This is a genomic window from Streptomyces sp. NPDC005820 (assembly GCF_040630255.1).
GTDB lineage: Bacteria > Actinomycetota > Actinomycetes > Streptomycetales > Streptomycetaceae > Streptomyces.
This window is the reverse complement of the sequence record NZ_JBEXXE010000061.1, coordinates 1-17,220: the sequence shown is the minus strand read 5'-3', so window position 1 is coordinate 17,220 and position 17,220 is coordinate 1. Positions and strand designations below refer to the sequence as shown.

The 17,220-nt window shown below is 69.8% G+C and carries 10 protein-coding genes; 7 read left to right on the top strand and 3 right to left on the bottom strand.

All coding sequences use genetic code 11. From position 1 onward, the window contains the following. Positions 1–5: 5 nt before the first annotated feature. The 3 genes from ABZ464_RS46125 to ABZ464_RS46115 all read right to left on the bottom strand — a co-directional run bounded on the left by ABZ464_RS46125 (position 6) and on the right by ABZ464_RS46115 (position 6,246). Positions 6–1,928, bottom strand: coding sequence for a CDP-alcohol phosphatidyltransferase (locus tag ABZ464_RS46125; RefSeq protein WP_359287979.1), 1,923 nt, complete (start codon positions 1,926–1,928; stop codon positions 6–8). A gap of 791 nt (positions 1,929–2,719) precedes the next feature. Then, positions 2,720–4,660, bottom strand: coding sequence for a glycogen debranching N-terminal domain-containing protein (locus tag ABZ464_RS46120; RefSeq protein WP_359287942.1), 1,941 nt, complete (start codon positions 4,658–4,660; stop codon positions 2,720–2,722). Beyond that, positions 4,657–6,246 (bottom strand): hypothetical protein, encoded by a 1,590-nt coding sequence (locus tag ABZ464_RS46115; RefSeq protein WP_359287941.1) that lies wholly within the window; start codon positions 6,244–6,246, stop codon positions 4,657–4,659. Before ABZ464_RS46115 ends, ABZ464_RS46120 begins: the two co-directional genes overlap by 4 nt. A 121-nt stretch (positions 6,247–6,367) precedes the next feature. Here ABZ464_RS46115 and ABZ464_RS46110 point away from each other — a divergent pair, with 121 nt between their 5' ends. The 7 genes from ABZ464_RS46110 (at position 6,368) to ABZ464_RS46080 (ending at position 17,056) form a co-directional block, all read left to right on the top strand. Next, positions 6,368–7,588 (top strand): ROK family protein, encoded by a 1,221-nt coding sequence (locus tag ABZ464_RS46110; protein WP_359287940.1) that lies wholly within the window; start codon positions 6,368–6,370, stop codon positions 7,586–7,588. 400 nt (positions 7,589–7,988) lie between these two features. Beyond that, on the top strand, positions 7,989–10,709 hold the full coding sequence (ppdK, locus tag ABZ464_RS46105) for a pyruvate, phosphate dikinase (protein WP_359287939.1): 2,721 nt from the start codon (positions 7,989–7,991) through the stop codon (positions 10,707–10,709). A 344-nt stretch (positions 10,710–11,053) separates the two neighbouring features. Continuing rightward, positions 11,054–11,206, top strand: coding sequence for a hypothetical protein (locus ABZ464_RS46100; protein WP_359287938.1), 153 nt, complete (start codon positions 11,054–11,056; stop codon positions 11,204–11,206). A 445-nt stretch (positions 11,207–11,651) separates the two neighbouring features. Continuing rightward, on the top strand, positions 11,652–13,463 hold the full coding sequence (locus ABZ464_RS46095; RefSeq protein ID WP_359287937.1) for an ABC transporter ATP-binding protein: 1,812 nt from the start codon (positions 11,652–11,654) through the stop codon (positions 13,461–13,463). Between the two features lie 133 nt (positions 13,464–13,596). Then, a complete protein-coding gene (locus ABZ464_RS46090; RefSeq protein ID WP_359287936.1) occupies positions 13,597–14,016 on the top strand; it encodes a hypothetical protein in 420 nt (139 codons plus the stop codon). 80 nt (positions 14,017–14,096) lie between these two features. Further along, the gene (locus ABZ464_RS46085; RefSeq protein WP_359287935.1) at positions 14,097–14,765 is read left to right on the top strand and encodes an ABC transporter ATP-binding protein; all 669 of its coding nucleotides are present in this window, start codon (positions 14,097–14,099) and stop codon (positions 14,763–14,765) included. Then, positions 14,762–17,056, top strand: coding sequence for an FtsX-like permease family protein (locus tag ABZ464_RS46080; protein WP_359287934.1), 2,295 nt, complete (start codon positions 14,762–14,764; stop codon positions 17,054–17,056). Before ABZ464_RS46085 ends, ABZ464_RS46080 begins: the two co-directional genes overlap by 4 nt. The last annotated feature ends 164 nt before the right edge of the window (positions 17,057–17,220 follow it).

The window sequence follows — 17,220 nt, the reverse complement described above, 5'->3', positions numbered from 1 at the left end:
GGGGCTCAGTCGTTCTTGGGGTGCGGGGTGGAGCCGTAGGCCGTCAGGAAGCGGTCGCGGAACGAACTCATCTTCCACACCGGGGCGTTGTGCGCGGGCTGGAGGCCGTCGGTCCAGTTCCAGCTCGCGATCTTGTCGAGGACCTTCGGGTCCTTGGCCACGATCGAGATCGGCACGTCCCGGCTGGCGTTCTGGCCGCTGACCCGGGCGATCGGCTGGTGGTCGCCGAGGAAGACCAGGACGGTGTCGTCGGTGCCGTAGCGCTCCAGCCACTCGGTGAGCGCGGTCACCGAGTACTGGACCGACTTGCCGTACTCCTCCTTGGACTTGGTGGAGTCGGCGATGATGTCGGACGCCTTCTTGCCGGCCGCCTCGATGCCCTGGAAGATCGAGCCGTCACCGAGCTCGTCCCAGCCGACCATCTTCGGGATCGGCGCCCAGGGCTGGTGGCTGGAGGTCAGGATGATCTCCGACATCAGCGGCTTGTCGCGCTTCTTGCTGTGCTCCAGCTTCTGGAACGCCTCCAGCGCGTACTGGTCCGGCATCGTCGACCAGCTGAACTTCGGTCCCTGGTAGCCCATCTGGAAGGCGTTGTAGACCTTGTCGAGGCCGTAGAACTCCGCCTCCGGCCAGCCCTTCTGCACCCCCGGCATGACGCCGACGGTGTCCCAGGCGCCCGACTTCTTGAACGCCTTGGTCAGGGACAGGTGGTCGCTGGCCATCACCGTGCGGTAGCGCTGCTGGTTGTCGACCCACAGCCCGGACAGGGTGGTGGAGTGGCCGAGCCAGCTGCTGCCGCCGTACGTCGCCGAGGTCAGCCAGCCGCTCTTCGCGTGGAAGCCGGCCTTCGCCAGGGCCTCCGTGCGGGCCTTGAGGGTCGCGTCGACGCCGGGGGCGATGACCGGGTCCTCGATGGCGCTGCGGCCGTAGCTCTCGATGAACGTGAAGATCATGTCCTTGCCGCGCAGATCGGGTACGAGCTGGTCGGCGGGGGTGTTGCCGAAGGTGTCGCTGCGGGCCTCCTTGCCGAACGCAGCCTCGTCCCGGATCGTCGCCCGCACCTGCCGGGCCTCGGACTCCAGCCGGTTCGCCACCCGGTCGGAGGCGACCGGGATGCCGGCGTACTGGAAGCCCAGCACCGAGCAGGTGATCCAGGCGGTGCCCGCGATCAGGGTGCCGCGGGTGGCCCTGCGGGTGTCGCGGACCAGGATGCTGCTCAGCCGGACCGCCGCCAGTGCCATCACCGTGATCACGAGGACGACGAGCAGGGCGACGCCGACCGCTGCCGCGCGGGCGGCGGTCTTCCCCAGGGTGTCCGCGAGATACGACTGCGCGTCGCTCAGCAGCCCCCAGTCCAGGACCACATTGAAGTCCCGGCCCAGGTACTCCATGAACCCGATGTCGAGCAGGTTCAGCACGGTCAGCGCACCGAGCACCGCCCCGCCCAGCGCCGCCAGCGCGATCCGGGGCCTGCGCGGCAGCGCGAGCAGCACCGCCGCCCCGATGATCGCCTCACCCGGCAGCCTGACGAACCGGTTGACCTGCAACGCGGCCATCCGGTTCGGCAACAGCAACGCCCCGAACACCAGCACGACCGACAACACCGTCACCGCCCACCACACCCCCCGAGCGGCCCCGGGATGCCGCCCCCGCCAGGCACGCAGATACGCGACACGAGCCTTGAGAGAGGGATGCCCGGCGCCCCCGTCATCGCCCTGCCCGGAGGGGGACCACCCTTCGGGCTGGTCGGAGGGGGTGTCGGCGTCGGGCTGGCTGGGCTGCTCCGAGGGGGTGTCGGCGTCGGGTCGACTGGGCTGGTCCGAGGGGGACTCGGTGGTGGCGTGTTCCGCGGCGGCTTCGGCGTCGGGGGCCGGGGTGTCCGCGGTCGCGCGGCTCTCCGAGGCCTCCTCCGCGGACCCGCCGACAATCTCCGCCTCCGCCGGCTTCTCGGCACTTGCCGACTCTGCCGACTCTGCCGACTCAGCCGACTCCGCCGACTCCGCCGACTCTGCCGTCTTCGTTGGCTTCGCAGTCTCCGTTGCCTTCTCCGCGCCCGCTGGTTCCTCCGCGCCCGCTGGTTCCTCCGCGCCCGCTGGTTCCTCCGCGCCCGCCGGTTTCTCCGCGCCCGCCGGTTTCTCCGCGCCCGCCGGTTCCCCGTCGGCCGGGCTCTCATCGAGGACCTCGGGCTCGCCGGAGGCGACCGGCTCCCCGGCGGCCACTGCCGCCGGCTCCCCATGCCCAGGCTCCGCGGCTTCCGCCGATTCCCCGGTCACCGCCGGCTCCCGGGCAATGACCGGCTCTCCGCCACCCGAGCCCTCGACTCCCGCCGGCGACCCGGCGTCCGCTTCCCCGGCCCTTGCCGGTTCCTCGGCCCCAGCCAGGTCCCCGGCCTCGACTGGTTCCGGGACCTCCGCCCGTTCCCCGGCCCCCGCCCGGTCCTGAAGGTCCGTCGATTCAGCCGTGGCCGTGGGTTCCTCGGGTGCGGGGGAGGGCACGTCGGTGTCCTCGGGGTCTTTCGAAGCCGGTGGCTGGGTTGAGTGAGTGGAGACAGGCACCCGAGGGTCCTTCCGTACGAAGCCCGGTGTTCGGCGGACCCGGCGCGGGAAGCCGGATCCGCCTCAGTTTCGTACGGCCTGCTCCCGGCCCGTGTTCAGCCCCCTCGGCCAGCGCTCGGCAAACACCGTGCAAATGTCACGCCAAGCACCCCGCCCGGCCGGCGCTACGCCCCGCCGACCGCTGTGAGCAGCGCCAACGGGGCCGCCGCCGCGCGGGATTCCCGTACGCACGCGTGCGGGTACGGCACCGGTTCCGCGTGTGTGTCACGGCCGTACCCGGCGAGCACCTCGGGCAGCCGGTGCCCGGTCGCCGTCGCCGCGTCGACCAGCGCGCGGGCGACGGTACGGGCCTCGTCGTGCAGACCGTACCGGGCGAGCCCGAGCGTGATCAGCGCGTTGTCGTGCGGCCAGACCGAACCCCGGTGGTAGGAGAGCGGGTGGTACGCCGGCTGCCCGGCGGCGAGGGTGCGGACGCCCCAGCCCGAGAAGAAGTCGGGTTCCAGCAACCGCCGGCCGACGACCTCGCCGTACTCCTTGTCCAGCAGCCCCGACCACAGCAGATGCCCGGCGTCCGAGGCCAGCGCGTCGACCTGGCGGCCCGCCCCGTCCAGCGCCAGCGCCGGGAACGAGCGCTCCGGCATCCAGAAGTCCCGCTGGAAGCGGTCCCGCAGATCGGCGGCCGCCTGTTCGAGGAGGGCGGCGTACGTGGTGTCCTCCCACACCGTGCGCGCCACCCACGCCGTGCGGCGCAGCGCGTCGTACGCGTATCCCTGCGCCCCCGCCGCCATGACCGCCCCGGTGGCACGCGTGCCGTCGGCGGAGCAGATGGAGCCGGGGGAGTCCTTCCAGTTCTGGTTGGCGAGGCCGCCCTGGTCGGCGCGGTAGATCAGATAGCCGCGGGTGGTCAGTCCGCCGTGGTCGAGCATCCAGGCGATCGCCGCGCGGGCGTGCGGCTCCAGACGGCGGGCCATCGCGGTGTCGCCGGTGTGTTCGACGTACGCGCCGAGGACGACGAGGAAGAGCGGGGTCGCGTCGACCGAGCCGTAGTAGCGGCCGTACGGGACCTGCCCGAAGTGCGCGAGCTCGCCGTGCCGTACCTCGTGGACGATCTTGCCGGGCTGGGCCACCGACGGCGCGTGCGCGTCGGTGGCCTGGGCGGCGGCGAGCGCCGGGAGCGTGGCGGCGGCCAGCTGCGGACGGTAGGGGAGCGCGAAGAGGGAGGTGAGGAGGGCGTCGCGGCCGAGGAGGGCGAGGAACCAGGGGGCTCCGGCGGCCGGGACGCGCAACTCCTCGCCGTCCGGACCGGTCGCCTGGACCTGGAGCGCGGCGAGATCGGCGAGCCCTCGAACACAGGCGGTCGCCAGTTCGGGCCATTCCGTGGGAAAAGCGACACGTTCCATGAACTCGCCCTCGCGCGCAAGGAGCTTTTCGGCCATTGCGGAGGGGGAGCGGGGAACCCGCAGCGCACGTTTCTCGCCATGCGGCCGGGCCATCACGCGCAGGATCAGCTCGGCGCTGCCGTGCGCCTGAAGCTCCAGCGTCCACACCAGCCGGCGGGCGCCGGTGCCGGTCTCCTCGACCGCGTCCGGGGCGGGTTCGGCGGTCACGGTCGTGCAGGACCGCCACTCCCCGCGCCGGTAGCCGAACTCCACACCGTCGTCGAGGACCTCGCGGCGGCGGACGGCTCCCGTCTTCGCGTACGTACGGTGGTCGGAGCGCAGCTCGAACTGGTCCGTGAAGTCCGCGTCCACGGTCAGCGCGAGCCGGACCGTGGTCGGCACCGGTCGGTTGCCGACCACCCGCACCGACTCCACGAACGAGCAGTCCCCGACGGCCTGTTCACGGAAGAGCGTGCAGGACGGCGGCTCGTCGCGCCCGCCGCGCGGGACGAGCACACAGCGGGTGGTGTCCCCGCCCGCGACCGGCGCGAGTTCCTCCGGAACCGCGCCGTCCACCGTCAGCTGCCAGCGGCTGAGGTGCCGGGCGTCCCGGACGAACAGCCCCTGCGGGGAGGAGCCGGCGCCCCGTACCCCGCTGATGTCCCCGCGCTCGCCGACGGCGGCGAACGTCCCGCCGTACACGAGCAGATGATGCCGGTCCGTCATCCCCGGTCCCCTCCCTTGTCGGTCGCGGTGTGCTGGTGGAGCAGGTCGAGCGTGAGCGCGGCGGTCCAGCTGAAGCCGGTCGCGCCGCACGCCTCGCCGGTGTACGGATCGACGTACTCGGCGAAGTCCGAGGTGAGCGCGGTGTCCAGGACGGCCTCGCGCAGCGTGTCCGCGTCGGCCCGGTGTCCGTGCAGCCGGAGCCCGCGCTCGAGGAGCCAGGCCGTGTTGAACCAGGCCGGGCCGCGCCAGTAGCGGTGCGGGTCGAAGGCCTCACCGAGCAGGTCGTAGCTGGGGACGAGCCGGGTCGTCGAACCGACCCCGAAGTGCGGCCCCTTGAGCGTGCCCACCAAGGCCGCCACCACGTCGCGAGGCAGACCCGGCAGGATCAGAGGCACCAGCCCGGAAACCCCACACTCACGCACCAGCCCGCGGCCCTGCGTCCGCCCGGTGTCCCCGCGCTCGCCGCCCGGCCCGCGGTCCTGCGTCCGCCCGGTGTCCCCGCGCTCGCCGCCCGGCCCGCGGTCCTGCGTCCGCCCGGTGTCCCCGCGCCCGCCGCCCGGCCCGCGGTCCTGCGTCCGCCCGGTGTCCCCGCGCCCGCCGCCCGGCCCGCCGGCGCCATGTACGTCCCGGCAGAAGAACATGCCCTCCGCCGGGTCCCACAGTCGCTCCACCAGCGCCGCCGTCAGGCGTTCGGCTCGCGCGTGCCGGGCGGTCGCCGTCGCCCCCAGTTCCCGCGCGATCCGCGCCAGGGCGTGTTCGGAGGCGATGAGCAGGGCGTTGAAGGAAGGATCCTCCACCGCGAAGCCGCCCCCGTCGTCGGCGTACCCGGCGTCCCGGTAGTCCGTCGCCAGCCGGACGTACCGTCCGTAGTCGAGATCGGTCGGCCGGTCCTCGGCCGCCCCGTGGTCGAGGTCGGCGCGGCGGAAGGAGCGGGCCGGGGCCGGGGCGACCCGGGCGAGCGGGGCGTCCCAGCTCGGGGCGTTGTCCATCCCCTGCTCCCAGGGGTGGACGACGGAGACGAGCCCCGCCCCGCCGTGATCGCGCCGGTGCAGCAGATAGCGGTGCCAGGCGGCCAGCCGTGGGTAGACCCGGGCCAGGAAGCCCCGGGCCCGGGACAGCCCCGGGTCGGCGCGGTGCACCAGCCAGGCCGCGAGCGCGTGCACCGGTGGCTGCACGATGCCCGAGGTCTGTACGGTGCGCGGGGCGCCCGCAGCGCGCCCCGCGGTCGAGGAGCGCCAGAAGTCGGGGCTCGGGAAGTAGGCGTCGAGCGGCACGGAGGGGTTGAAGACGATGTGCGGGACGCGCCCGTCGCCCCACTGGGCGGCCAGCAGGGTCTCCAGCTCGGTCTGCGCCCGCAGCGGCGAGACATGCCTCAGGCCGATCGCGACGAACGCCGAGTCCCAGGACCACTGGTGCGGGTACAGCCGGCGCGAGGGCACCGTCGAGGTGCCGGTCCAGTTGCCCTCCAGCACCTTCACCGCGCCGTCGCGCACCGCTCTGAGGTGCGGTGGACCCGGCGGGGCCGCCGGATCGTATGCAACGGCGTACTCCGCCGGGCGGGCGATGAGCTGGGCGGTGCGATCCACTCGGGGCTCCCCGAAAGACGTCAAGGCCCCCTGGTTCGGCGGGGGCTACCGTAGGGTTACGTCTATTTAACACGCAAAACTCAATATGTAATGCAAGCTTGAGAAACACAAGGGGGTGCGCATGACTGGGCGTCCGGGACGGACCGGCAGGGCGGGTGGTCAGGCCAGCGCCGGAGAACTGCTCGAACTGGTGCGCAGTGGGCGAGCGACGACCCGCGGTGCGCTGCAGCAGGTGACGGGCCTGTCCCGGGCGACGGTCGGACAGCGTCTGGACCGGCTGTTCCGGGCGGGCTGGCTGCGCGAGGGCGCCGGCGGTCCGGTCGGCTCACCGCTGGGCGGGCGCCCCTCGATCACCCTGGAGTTCGACGACGACCACGCGGTGGTGCTCGCCGCCGACCTGGACACCCGGCACGCGCGCGCGGCCGTGCTGTCCCTGACCGGCGAGATACTCGCGGAGCACTCCGGCACGCTGGCCGTCGAGGACGGCCCGGACGCGGTCCTCGGCGACCTGGGCGGATGGTTCGCCGAGCTGCTGGAGAAGGCGGGCCACCGGGCGCGGGAGGTCTGCGGCATCGGCCTGGCGGTGCCTGGCCCGGTGGACAGCGACACGGGCCGGGTGGTGCAGCCGCCGATGATGCCCGGCTGGGACGGCTACGACATAAGAGGCCGCCTCGCCCGAGCCTTCACCGAACGCACCGGCGCCCCCGGGGTGCCCGTCCTCGTCGACAACGACGCGAACCTGATGGCGTACGGCGAACAGCGCACCGGTTACCCCGACTGCTCGGCGTTCGTGCTGGTCAAGGTCTCGACGGGGATCGGCGCCGGGGTCGTGGTCGACGGCGCGGTCTTCCGGGGGATCGACGGGGGCGCGGGGGACATCGGACACATCCGGGTGGGCGCCGAGGCGCTGTGCCGGTGCGGCTCCTACGGCTGTCTCGCCGCCGTGGCCAGCGGCGGCGCCGTGGCCCGCAGGCTGGCGGAGACCGGGGTTCCGGCGGCCTCCGGCTCGGACGTACGGGACCTGCTGGCGGCCGGGCACCCGGGGGCGGCGGCGCTGGCGCGGGAGGCCGGGCGCCAGGTGGGGGACGTACTGGCGACGGTCGTGACGCTGCTGAACCCGGGGGTGCTGATGATCGCCGGGGACCTGGCGGGTACCCCCTTCCTCACCGGGGTGCGCGAGCTGCTCTACCAGCGGGCGCTGCCGCGCTCCACCGCTCATCTGGACGTGGTGACCTCGCGGCTGGGGGAGCGGGCGGGGCTGGTGGGAGCGGGGGCGCTGGTCGTGGAGCATCTGTACGCGCCGGAGCGGGTGGAGGAGCGGTTGCTGGCCCTGGGGGTGTGAGGGACGCTCGTGGAGCGAGTCCGCATGGTGAAATCCGCTCCCCTGTGGCAGCGTGATTCTCGCCACCCTTGAGGGGCATGATGCTCAGATGAGCGGATCATGGATCGAATGCACTTCTCCAAGGGGTGGCACTGGGTGCCACCCCTTGATCGTTCATCGATCGAAATCAGACGTGCAGAGGACCCGCTCATCTGAGCGGATAACCGCACCTGTGGAGGCTCTCGCGTTCAAGAAGTGAAAACATGCGCCGCCTTGCGCTTGCCAAGCTTTGACTTTCGATCCACTGGCTGACGACGGGTTACGGGCGCATGACGCACAAGTGGACGTACCCAGGCGCCTTCGATCTGGGTATGTTCCTGGCCGTCAGGGCAGCCACCGCGTCCTCGAGGAGTCGAGACCCGTGTCGGAAAACAAAGAACCCCACGTAGCGAAGTTCGTTTACGACTTCACCGAGGGCAACAAGGACCTCAAGGACCTCCTGGGTGGCAAGGGCGCCAACCTCGCCGAGATGACCAACCTGGGCCTCCCGGTCCCGCCCGGCTTCACCATCACCACCGAGGCCTGCAAGGTCTACCTGGAGAGCGGCGCGGAGCCCGCGGCACTGCGTGACGAGGTGAGTGCGCACCTCGTCGCCCTCGAGGAGCGGATGGGCAAGAAGCTCGGCCAGGCCGACGACCCGCTGCTCGTCTCGGTCCGCTCCGGCGCCAAGTTCTCCATGCCCGGCATGATGGACACGGTTCTGAACATCGGCCTCTCCGACAAGTCGGTCCAGGGCCTGGCCAAGCAGGCCGGCGACGACCGCTTCGCCTGGGACTCCTACCGGCGACTCATCCAGATGTTCGGCAAGACGGTCCTCGGCGTCGACGGCGAGCTCTTCGAGGAGGCCCTCGACGCGGCGAAGACCGCCAAGAAGGTCACCGTCGACACCGAGCTGGAGGCGGCGGACCTGAAGAAGCTGGTCACCAAGTTCAAGAAGATCGTCAAGACCGAGGCCGGCCGGGACTTCCCGCAGGACCCGCGCGAGCAGATGGACCTCGCCATCAAGGCGGTCTTCGACTCCTGGAACGGCGACCGCGCCAAGCTCTACCGCCGCCAGGAGCGCATCCCCGGCGACCTCGGCACCGCCGTCAACGTCTGCTCCATGGTCTTCGGCAACCTCGGCCCCGACTCCGGCACCGGCGTCGCCTTCACCCGCGACCCCGCCTCCGGCCACCAGGGCGTCTACGGCGACTACCTGCAGAACGCCCAGGGCGAGGACGTCGTCGCGGGCATCCGCAACACCGTCCCGCTCGCCGAGCTCGAGCAGATCGACAAGAAGTCGTACGACCAGCTCCTCGGGATCATGGAGACGCTGGAGAACCACTACAAGGACCTCTGCGACATCGAGTTCACCATCGAGCGCGGTCAGCTGTGGATGCTCCAGACCCGAGTAGGCAAGCGCACCGCCGGCGCCGCCTTCCGCATCGCCACCCAGCTCGTCGACCAGGGCCTGATCGACGAGACCGAGGCGCTGCAGCGCGTCAACGGCGCCCAGCTCGCCCAGCTGATGTTCCCCCGCTTCGACGAGGACGCGAAGGTGGAGAAGGTCGGCCGGGGCATCGCGGCCTCCCCGGGCGCGGCCGTCGGCAAGGCGGTCTTCGACTCGTACACCGCCGTCAAGTGGTCCCGCTCCGGCGAGAAGGTCATCCTGGTCCGCCGCGAGACCAACCCCGACGACCTCGACGGCATGATCGCGGCCGAGGGCATCCTGACCTCGCGCGGCGGCAAGACCTCCCACGCGGCCGTCGTCGCCCGCGGCATGGGCAAGACCTGTGTCTGCGGCGCCGAGGAGCTCGAGGTCGACACCAAGCGCCGCCGGATGACGGTCCCCGGCGGACACGTGGTGGAGGAGGGCGACGTCATCTCCATCGACGGCTCCTCCGGCAAGGTCTACCTGGGCGAGGTCCCGGTCGTCCCGTCCCCCGTCGTGGAGTACTTCGAGGGCCGGATGCACGCCGGCGCCGACGACGCCGACGAACTGGTCGAGGCCGTCCACCGGATCATGGCCTTCGCCGACCGCAAGCGCCGGCTGCGCGTGCGCGCCAACGCCGACAACGCCGAGGACGCGCTGCGCGCCCGCCGCTTCGGCGCCCAGGGCATCGGCCTGTGCCGCACCGAGCACATGTTCCTCGGCGACCGCCGTGAGCTGGTCGAGCGCCTGATCCTCGCGGACACCGAGGCCGAGCGCGAGGAGTCCCTCAAGCAGCTCCTGCCGCTGCAGAAGAAGGACTTCGTCGAGCTGTTCGAGGCGATGGACGGCCTGCCCGTCACCATCCGCCTCCTCGACCCGCCGCTGCACGAGTTCCTGCCCGACATCACCGAGCTGTCGGTGCGCGTGGCGCTCGCGGAGTCCCGCCAGGAGCCGCACGAGAACGAACTGCGCCTGCTCCAGGCCGTCCACCGCCTCCACGAGCAGAACCCCATGCTGGGCCTGCGCGGCGTACGCCTCGGCCTGGTCATCCCCGGCCTGTTCACCATGCAGGTCCGCGCCATCGCCGAGGCCGCGGCCGAGCGCAAGAACGCCAAGGGCGACCCGCGCGCCGAGATCATGATCCCGCTCGTCGGCACCGTCCAGGAGCTGGAGATCGTCCGCGAGGAGGCCGACCAGGTCGTCGCCGAGGTGGAGGCGGCCACGGGCGTGTCGCTGAAGCTGTCGATCGGCACCATGATCGAGCTGCCGCGCGCCGCGCTGACCGCCGCCCAGATCGCCGAGGCCGCCGAGTTCTTCTCCTTCGGCACCAACGACCTCACCCAGACGGTGTGGGGCTTCAGCCGGGACGACGTCGAGGCCTCCTTCTTCACCGCCTACCTGGAGAAGGGCATCTTCGGGGTCTCCCCGTTCGAGACGATCGACAAGGACGGCGTCGGCTCCCTGGTCAAGGCGGCGGCGAAGGCGGGCCGCGAGACCCGCCCCGACCTCAAGCTCGGCGTCTGCGGCGAGCACGGCGGCGACCCGGAGTCGGTGCACTTCTTCCACGAGGCCGGGCTCGACTACGTCTCCTGCTCCCCCTTCCGTATCCCGGTGGCCCGCCTGGAGGCGGGGCGCGCGGCCACCCAGTCGGAGGGCAGCGACCACCGCTGACCCCCGGTAGACCCCGGAGCCGCCGTCGGTCCCCGACCCTCAGTACCGATCGGCGGCGGCTCCGGCACGCAAGAGGAGGGCGGCACCCTGTGCGGGGGTGCCGCCCTCTTATGTCGTCGATCGCGCTGGTCAGCGGGCGTCTCCCATTCAATGCCAAGGAAATCCCAAGGTTTTCACAGCTTCATTTCCGGCTCGTAATTCTTGGTTTTCTCTTCCCCTTCTGATGGGTCGTGTTAAGTTCTTTCTCATCGGGCGGCGGGATCGCCCAGGGTGACGACCCTGATCCCCATCCGTCCGTGCGGAATTCCCTTCCCGCAGATACTGGAAACTCAGAAGGAGTCAGTATGAGCTTCAGGGTGATCGCACCGCTTACCCCCCGCCGCAACGCGAACGCGAACCCCAACGCGAACGCCGGCCAGGTCCCCCCGCCCCCTCAGCCGCAGCAGCGCCGCCGCCCGCGTCCCGGTGATCCGGCGCCCCAGCAGCGCGGCGCCTGACGGTAGAACGCCTGGTGGGAGGGAGGGTCGCCGGTTTTTCCGTCGACCCTCCCGGGTTGTGTGCAGCCTGTGGATCCCCCTCGAAACACCTGGCAATCAGGCAAAGTCACGGAAGCGGCAGCGCCCTCGCTCATAAATTGTTCAAGCGCGCTCCCGGTCGTAGGTGAGGGGAGAAACGATGCGCGCATCCCGGAAGTCCTCAGGGATTGAATTTCCTCGGCATGTCCCGGCGGGCCTAGAAATGTCGGAATACGGCTTGCCAATCATGCGCGAACCCGCGGATCCCTATCCGCCCGCCGCGCCCGCCCCGAATATCACCGCAGGCACCCCGAAAATCGCCGCAGACGCCCCGGGAATCACCGCAGACGACCCGGAACCTCCAACGGAATACGCTGGAGATCTCCCCACCCTCTCCCCCCGCGCCGCCTTCCGCCGCTTCTGGCCCATGACCAAGGGACTGCGCCGCTGGCTCGTGGGGGTCTGGCTGTGCACCGTACTGGGCGCGCTCGCGGAGACCGCCGCCATCCTGCTGTTCAGCGGCCTCACCGACAACGCCCTGCAGAAGGGCTCGCTCGACGCCTTCTGGAGCCCGGCCGTCCAATGGCTCCTGATCGCCGTGGCGGGCGCGGCCATCGGCTACGCGGGAGGCTCGCTCGCGGTCTGGGTCTCGGAGCGCTTCGTGATGCGACTGCGCCAGCACGTCTTCGACCACGTCCAGAAGCTCCCCCCGCACTTCTTCCAGCGCCACCGCCAGGGGGACCTGCTCTCCCGGCTCACCGGCGACGTGGAGGCGATCGAGCAGATGGCCGTCTCCGGTCTGATCGGCACGGCCTCCGCCCTCTTCAGCGCCGTCTTCTACGCGGCGGCCGCGTTCTGGCTGCGCTGGGACCTCGCGGCGGCGACCTTCGTGCTGGCCCCGCTGTTCTGGCTGGCGGCCAAGAGGTTCTCCGCCGGCGTCAGGTCGGTCGCCCGCGAGGGCCGGGTGGCCGACGGCGCGGTCACCTCAGTAGTAGAGGAGTCCCTCGGCAACCTCGTCCTCACCCAGGCGTACGGCCGGCAGGACGCCGAGCGGCGCCGGCTGAGCCAGGAGGCGACGGCGTGGTTCCGCGCGGCGGTCCGCTCGGCCCGCCTCAACCAGGCGTACGGCCAGCTGGTGCAGGTCATCGAGACGGTCTGCGTCCTCGCGGTGATCGGCATCGGGGTCTGGGAGATCTCGGAGGGCCGGATGACCCTGGGTCAGCTCCTCGCCTTCGCCGCCCTGCTCAGCTACCTCTACCCGCCCATCCGCAGCCTCGCCCAGCTGGGCCTGCTGGTCACCGCGGCCACGGCCGGCGCGGAACGCCTCGTGGAAATCCTCGACACCCGCCCCGCGGTGAGCGACCCCGAGGGCCCGACGGACCGCCCTTCCGGCCGCCCGGACGGCGTGATCGAAATGAAGGACGTCTCCTTCCGTTACCCCGGCATGGATCGGCAGGCGCTGCAGGGCCTGTCGTTCTCGGCGAACCCCGGCGAGCTGGTGGTCATCACCGGCCCGAGCGGCGCCGGCAAATCAACGATCTCCAAACTCCTCCTCCGCTTCTACGACCCCGACTCCGGCACCGTCCTCCTGGACGGCGACCCCCTGCACGCCTTCCCGCTGGACCGCCTCCGCGAATACATCACCCTCCTCCCGCAGGAGACGCTGGTCCTGCACGACACGGTCCGGGCGAACATCGCCTGCGGCCGGCCGGGCGCCAGCGACCGGGCGATCGTCGACGCGGCGAAGGCGGCCGACGCGCACGACTTCATCACCGCGCTGCCCGAGGGCTACGACACCCTCATCGCCCCCGGGACGGCCCGCCTCTCCGGAGGCCAGCTCCAACGCCTCGCCATCGCCCGCGCCGTCCTGCGCGACGCCCCGGTCCTCGTCCTCGACGAACCCACCACCGGCCTCGACGCGATCGCCACCCGCCGCATCATCGAACCCCTGCGCCGCCTGATGACCGGCCGCACCACCATCATGATCACCCACGACCTCACCCTCACCCCGGACGCCGACCGCATCCTGGTCCTCGACCAGGGCCACATCACGGAAACGGGCCACCACCACGAACTCCTGGCCCTGGGCGGCGTGTACACCCGCCTGTACGGCTCCCAGAACCCGGGCGTCACCGCCGAAGCCGATCTCGACCACGCGTCAGGGGCGTACGCGTACGCGGGGCAGGTCCAGGGCGGGGCGTACGGCTGGAGCGAGCACTGGGCGGGACCGGTGGCCTGACCTGTGAGGGTGGCTGGAAGTCGATCACCTGATCTGGTGGACATTGCCGACTGAAGGTTTCTTCTTGTGATTGATCCATTACCTTCTGTGATTCCCGAAGGTCGTCGGACTTTCGGCGGCAGGAAGGTGAGGCATGAAGAAGGTATTGGCTGGCGTGATGGCGGCGACGGCGTTCTTGGCGGGGGCCGGGACGGCCTGGGGGACGGTGGGCTGGTCGGCCGTCCCTCTACTGAAGTCCGGAGGCGTTCGGTTCCTCGAAGGTGAGCACCGCTTCAATCCGGCGGGTCGCAATCATGGGGCCTTTGAGTGGAAGGGCATGCTGAAGGACGCCGACACGGAGGACGGCCACAACGTCTATCTGCAGGTTCGCGTCGAGGGCCATCCTTGGGTTCGCTACAACGGCAAGCAGCGGAAGACGGTTTCCCTGCACCACTCAAACTGGGACGGAGCCCAGCGCTACGCCACCAAGGCGGAGATCAGGGCTTGCCGTGATCGCGGCAGCCTGCATCCTGACAATTGCTCCCGAAACGCCAAGTTCCTGGCCGGCCGCTAAGCGTTCTGCGCCCAGAGCCCAGATGCCCGCATCTGGGCTCCTTCTTGTCACAGGGAGCCATCATCAACACGTCAGAAGTCTTGTCTGCCAAGGGTGTCGATCTTTTCTATGGCGAGACACCTGCAGTCAGGAACGCTCAAATCACGTTGCGTCGTGGCGAAGTTGCGGCGATCACCGGGCGGAGCGGATCCGGAAAGTCCTCATTGCTTTATTGCCTCGCAGGGGTCCTTCCCGTGGCCCAAGGTGAAGTCCGCTTCGAGGGGCGCGCCCTCGGTGTCCTCGACGATGAAGAACTCAGCGCATTGCGTCGTGAACGTTTTGGGTTTGTCTTCCAGTACGGCGAACTACTCCCTGAGCTGACCGTTGAAGAGAACACGGCCCTGCCCCTCCGTCTGGCTGGGCAGCGCAAGGCCGAGGCGCTGACTGCTGCGGGGGAGGTGTTGGGTCGGCTGGGCCTCGCCGACCTTCGGCAGCGACGTCCCTCGCAAGTTTCCGGGGGGCAAAACCAACGCGTTGCGGTCGCAAGGGCATTGGTTCATCGACCAGCGGTGGTTTTTGCCGATGAGCCAACAGGATCGCTCGACAGTGCCAACGCAACTGCCGTACTTGAGGAATTCCTGTCTCTGGCGCGTTCCCAAGGAACGGCCGTGGTGCTCGTCACTCACGATGCGCAAGTGGCAGCCCGCGCCGACAGCCAGTACGCGATGCGCGACGGTATTCTCTCGGCAGTGTCAGGGGAGTCAGGGTGAAGGAACTCCAGCTGGGTCTAAGGCTGTTGTTGGGCAGTGGACGAGGCAGCCGGGTGCGCTTCTTCCTCATGGCAGGGGGAAGTGCGGTCGGTGTGTGTTGCCTGGCCATGGTGCTGGCGATTCCCGGGATCCTGGCAGCGCAGGATGGCCGCAAGGCTGCACGTGAGGCGGATTGCCCCCTCGATGCTCAGCGAGTATGCATGGGAGCCAAGAGAGCTCCTCTTGAACTTGAGCTGACGGATCCGTACGGCTCCCGGCCCATGACCCGCGTTTTCTACGCGCCGGGCACCACTGCCATCGATCCGCCGCCCGGATTGAAACAACTTCCTTCGCCGGGCGAGATGTTCGTGTCGCCAAACCTGCACGAGGCGCTGAAGAAGGAACCTGGTCTCGCTCAACTGGTGCCGGGTCGGGAACGGGGACTCGTCGGAGCGCAGGGGTTGGCCCATCCCGACGAGCTGTATGCCTACATCGGTGTGGCGCGGGACCAGGTCAAGGGCGGGCGACCCGTAACGTCATACGGGAGGCCCTACACAGATGATGAAACGGTAGAGCCCTCGACGTTGGACATCGTCCGCTTCACCCTGGCGGGCGTTGTGCTGCTTCCCTTGGCTGTCTACCTGTCAGTGTGCGCACGGTTGTCAGCCGCCTCGCGAGCCCGTCGACTCGCCGCCCTGCGGCTCGTCGGGTTGAGCAAGAAAGGTATCCAGCGCGTCAATGCGGCCGAGACGGTCGCCGCGGCCCTGCTCGGAGCGCTGCTTGGCCTCGGGAGCTATACAGCGGCCAACCAGCTCATCTCCCGTATCGGCCTTCCCGGTTTCCGGTGGTATCCGTCCGACGGGTCGCTGACCGTTTCCACCACTCTGGCCTGCCTGATCGGTTGCCCAGCACTTGCTTGGTTCGCGGGAGCGTTCGGAGCCAAAAAGGCTGCATCGAATCCACTGGCTGTGAGGCGTACCGGGGTGGAGAAGCCGCCAGTCAAGTGGGGGCTTCTGCCGCTCCTGCCTGGGCTGGGCATCGTCACCGCGTATTGCGTGGCGGGTGCGACGGGGCATGCGCCCCAGGACACTTCGCTTTCATCGATCTTGATGCCGCTTGCGGTTGTACTGGTGGGAATCGGCCTCGTGTTGTCGCTCCCGATTCTTTCCCGGAGCCTGGCCCGGAGGGTGGCACACACCAGCCGCTCGCTGCCCCTCGGGCTCGCCATGAGACGCAACGAGGTGGAGCCGAGCGGAGTCCTTCGGGTCGCGACGGGACTGGTGCTATTGGTCTACGCGGCGTCGCTGGCTCAGGGTGTACTGATCGAGCTTGACCAGGTGTCCAAGAACACCTCGCCAGTTCAGTCGTACGTCCTCCCTCTGGACAGCATCACCCAGGAGCGACAGAACGCCTTCGAGGCTGTTGAGGGCGTCCGTGGCCACGGGATGTACGCGCACTCCTGGTCGAACCCCGAAGTCGAATTTCCACCCGTGATCTACGCGATGGTTGCCACATGCGGTCAGCTTCGCGGGGTCGTTCCCGACATCGGACGTTGCCCGGAAGGTCGGCCCTTCCGGGTGACGAACCCTCGGGAGGCGTACGACCAGGACAGCAGACCCGGTGCAGACTTTCCGTTCCACCTCAGGAACGCGGCTGGCGAACTGCACGTGATGACTGTGCGGGTGCCGAAGGAGCAGGTCAGCTTCCGTGGCGAAGCGGGAATTTCGCCATTGAGCAGCGGAGACGTGGTTATTCCACCGTCCTACCTGCCCGACGGGTTCCGACCTGAGGGAGCCACTCTGATTCTGGCCGGCAGTTCAGCTCCCGATTCCGTCCGATCGGTTCTCGACGGTATCGGCGGTGTCGATGCGACTGCCAAGGTCGACACGCCTGGCGTTGTAGTGACCTCTCTCCAGCAGATCACCGTGGTCAAGACGATCCTTGCCATGGGAATGATCCTTGGTCTGGTCATCGGTGTGGCTGCATACCTCGTGGCCGCTGCCGACCGGGCCGTCGAACGTCGGCCGCAGGTCACGGCCCTTGCCCTGCTCGGCGCTCGGCCACGAACCTTGCGGATCGTCCAAGTGGTTCAGGTGGTAGTGCCGTTGACGGTCGGGCTCGTTCTTGCCGTGCTGGCCGGGAAAGCGGCCGAATCGAGTTACCTCGTTTCCGGTGGGGGCGCGATCTTCTGGGATGCCGCTGGCGTGCCGTTGTTGTTGGCTTGCGCCCTCGGGGCCGTGGTGATTGCCGCCCTCGGGTCTCTGCCGCTCGTCGGCCGGCGTATCGACCCCGAGCTGTTCAGACGGGACTGACTGTCGGAGGGGGCGGGAGACGGAAGGGGCGGCACTCCTAGGGGTGTCCGTCCCTTCCTGCGCGCGTGTGGGGGGTGCTTCTATCTGTTCGGTCAAGGGCTGTGGGCTTGGTCAGGCTGTTTGTTCGTGTCCGGGCTGGTAGAGGGCACGGTGCTTGAGCATGG